This is a genomic window from Ligilactobacillus acidipiscis DSM 15836 (genome assembly GCF_001435755.1).
Classification (GTDB): Bacteria; Bacillota; Bacilli; order Lactobacillales; family Lactobacillaceae; genus Ligilactobacillus; species Ligilactobacillus acidipiscis.
This window is the reverse complement of record NZ_AZFI01000219.1, coordinates 1-2,666: the sequence shown is the minus strand read 5'-3', so window position 1 is coordinate 2,666 and position 2,666 is coordinate 1. Positions and strand designations below refer to the sequence as shown.

General features: G+C 40.1%; 3 protein-coding genes. 2 read left to right on the top strand and 1 reads right to left on the bottom strand.

Going from position 1 to position 2,666, the window contains the following annotated elements:
- Positions 1-69 precede the first annotated feature (69 nt).
- On the bottom strand, positions 70-885 hold the full coding sequence (locus FC65_RS10025) for an MBL fold metallo-hydrolase (protein ID WP_056972569.1): 816 nt from the start codon (positions 883-885) through the stop codon (positions 70-72).
- Between the two features lie 214 nt (positions 886-1,099).
- Here FC65_RS10025 and FC65_RS10020 point away from each other — a divergent pair, with 214 nt between their 5' ends.
- Entirely contained in the window at positions 1,100-1,948 is an 849-nt protein-coding gene (locus FC65_RS10020; RefSeq protein ID WP_056972568.1) for a sulfite exporter TauE/SafE family protein, read from the top strand.
- Positions 1,945-2,325 (top strand): DUF1634 domain-containing protein, encoded by a 381-nt coding sequence (locus tag FC65_RS10015; protein WP_056972566.1) that lies wholly within the window; start codon positions 1,945-1,947, stop codon positions 2,323-2,325. The genes FC65_RS10020 and FC65_RS10015 overlap by 4 nt, the downstream gene beginning before the upstream one ends.
- Positions 2,326-2,666 lie beyond the last annotated feature (341 nt).

Genomic DNA, 2,666 nt, shown 5'->3' with positions numbered 1-2,666 from the left:
TATTTCTAACTTAATTTTACAAACGACGAAAATAAAAAACGACCTGTTTTAACAGGACCGTTCTATATTTTAAATAATTGTTAAGGGAGTTGCTGCCGCTGGATCTGTATCCAACAACGCAAAATCATGATCAACTGCTAAATCATGCCCTTGCATGATCGTTTGCACCGTCATATGGGCTAGTTCTTTTACATTGTTTTCTCGGCTCAAGTGTCCAAGATATATTCTTTTAGTTCGGTTGCCTAAAGCTGCCATTAGACCATTAGCTCCATCTTCATTCGATAAATGACCAGTATCGCTTAAGATCCGCTGTTTTAACGGCCAAGGATAACCGCCCATCCGCAACATTTCCACATCATGGTTGCATTCAAATAAATAACCATCAGCATCACTGATCGTACCTCGTACTCTATCAGACACATAGCCTGTATCAGTGATGATCGCAAAAGACTTGTTATTGTAATGTACTTCATAAAATTGTGGATCCACGGCGTCATGTGACACACTGAAGCTTTCCACATCCAAACCATCAAGTGACTGGACTTGGCCTGCAGGTAGAATGTGTTTCTGTCCGACCGGGATTTTTCCGATCCGGCTGTTCATTGCACCCCAAGTTCCTTCGTTTGCATACACATCTAAACCGTAACGCCGTGCAAGTACACCAACACCCTTACTGTGATCAGTATGTTCGTGCGTCACAAATAAACTATCCACATTTTTCAGCGTTCGGCCGATAGAATTAATTAATTCTTCTATTTTTTTCCCAGATAAACCAGCGTCTATCAAAATTTTATGTCCAGGCGTTTCAACATATGTAGCGTTACCTGTACTCCCACTTGCTAAAACACTGACTTTCAAGTTATCTTCATTTTCACTCTGAGACATTTTAAAATTATCCCTTTCTTGAAGTTTCCGTTCTCTATACTAACAGGTTAGCGCGCTTTTTTCCATTGTTCCCTTCCAAATTTAAGCTCTGAATCAACTTACACAAATTTTGCAGAACATAAAGTCATTGTTCAACCTAGTGTTTCATGTATAATGGGACTATCATAAGATAGCAACATATTTGATACAGTAATATTTGAAGGGAAGAAATGATTTGATCAATTCAATTCTGATTTTAGCCGGAGTTGGGCTGTTTGCCGGCATCTTTGGAGCAATTTTTGGAATCGGCGGTGGAATGATCGTTACACCGATCATGACTATCGCTTTAGGCTTAGATATCAAATACGCGATCGGTGCCAGTGTAATTTCAGTTATCGCTACTAGCTCGGGTGCTTCGATCGCTTACCTCAAGGATGATATGCTAAATCTACGTGTGGCCATGTTCCTTGAAATCGCGACAACAGTCGGAGCGATCCTGGGGGCAATTTTGACCGGTGTTTTACCAGCCAAAGTACTCTATGTTTTGTTTGGCATGCTGCTCATATTTTCTTCATGGAACATGTTACATAAACTTCGTGCTAGTAAAGAAGAAGTCGAAAACACAACTCCAGATGAACTTTCCGAAAAACTTGAACTAAACAGTACCTATTATGATCAGGCTAATCGAAAACAGGTAGATTACAAAGTTTCTAATGTTCCTGGTGGATTTACGATGATGTTTGGTGCAGGATTAGCCAGTGGACTCTTAGGTGTCGGCAGCGGAGCATTTAAAGTGATCGCCATGGATACGATCATGAAAATGCCACTCAAGCCTTCCAGCGCAACTAGTAACTTGATGATGGGTGTCACAGCTGCTGCTAGTGCAACGGTCTATTTCTTCAATGGATCTATCAAGCCTGAAATAGCGGCTCCCTTAGCAATCGGCATCTTAGTCGGAGCGACTATCGGTTCAAGGATCATGCAGCATTTACAAGCTAAACTTTTGCGCAAGATTTTTATTCCAGTACTATTTCTGATTGGATTACAGATGTTTCTTAAAGGATTCGGGGTGAGTTTTGGATGACAGATGAAGAAAAAAAACGTCATCAGGAAATGACCGAGATCGAGTTAGTGATCGGTCATGTATTACGGATCGGCGTTATCACTTCAGCAGTGGTGATCATACTTGGTTTAGGCTTAGCCTTAATCACCGGAAAAACTGGTTATCCAGCTGGAAGCTTCCCAACTACTTTTTCTGCCATTTTCCAAGGAGTAGCTGCCTTTAAACCATTCGCCATAATGATGCTCGGATTATTCTTGTTGATCCTAACGCCCGTGTTGCGAGTCGTCGTTTCGATTTATGCTTTTGCTAAGGAAAAAGATAAACTTTACGTTTGGATCACCACTTTAGTGCTAGTGATCTTAGTTTTTGCAATGTGGATCGGTTATTTAGGAAAATAACATAACATTAACGCCTATAACAAACGGAGTGCAAATTTTAATTTCTTGTCCTCCGTTTTTTGTGTTTGCCTATTTATTTTAAATCTAAAGTTCTTTTATTATCTACTGCTTCGTTAGAATTCTATCTGCTCGTTAGTTTGTGTGACTTACTTTGCCCTACTTTGCGTCACATTTTCACTTGTGTAACTTACTTCGCCTTACTTTGCGTCACATTCTCCGCTTGAACAGACCGCTCTTTAAATTTATGCCAAACTAAAAGCACTAGCTAAACTCCGCATCATATTGCTTAACGCAAAATGATGTCAAAGTTCGGTTCTATAATATTTGGTACTGATAGAAAA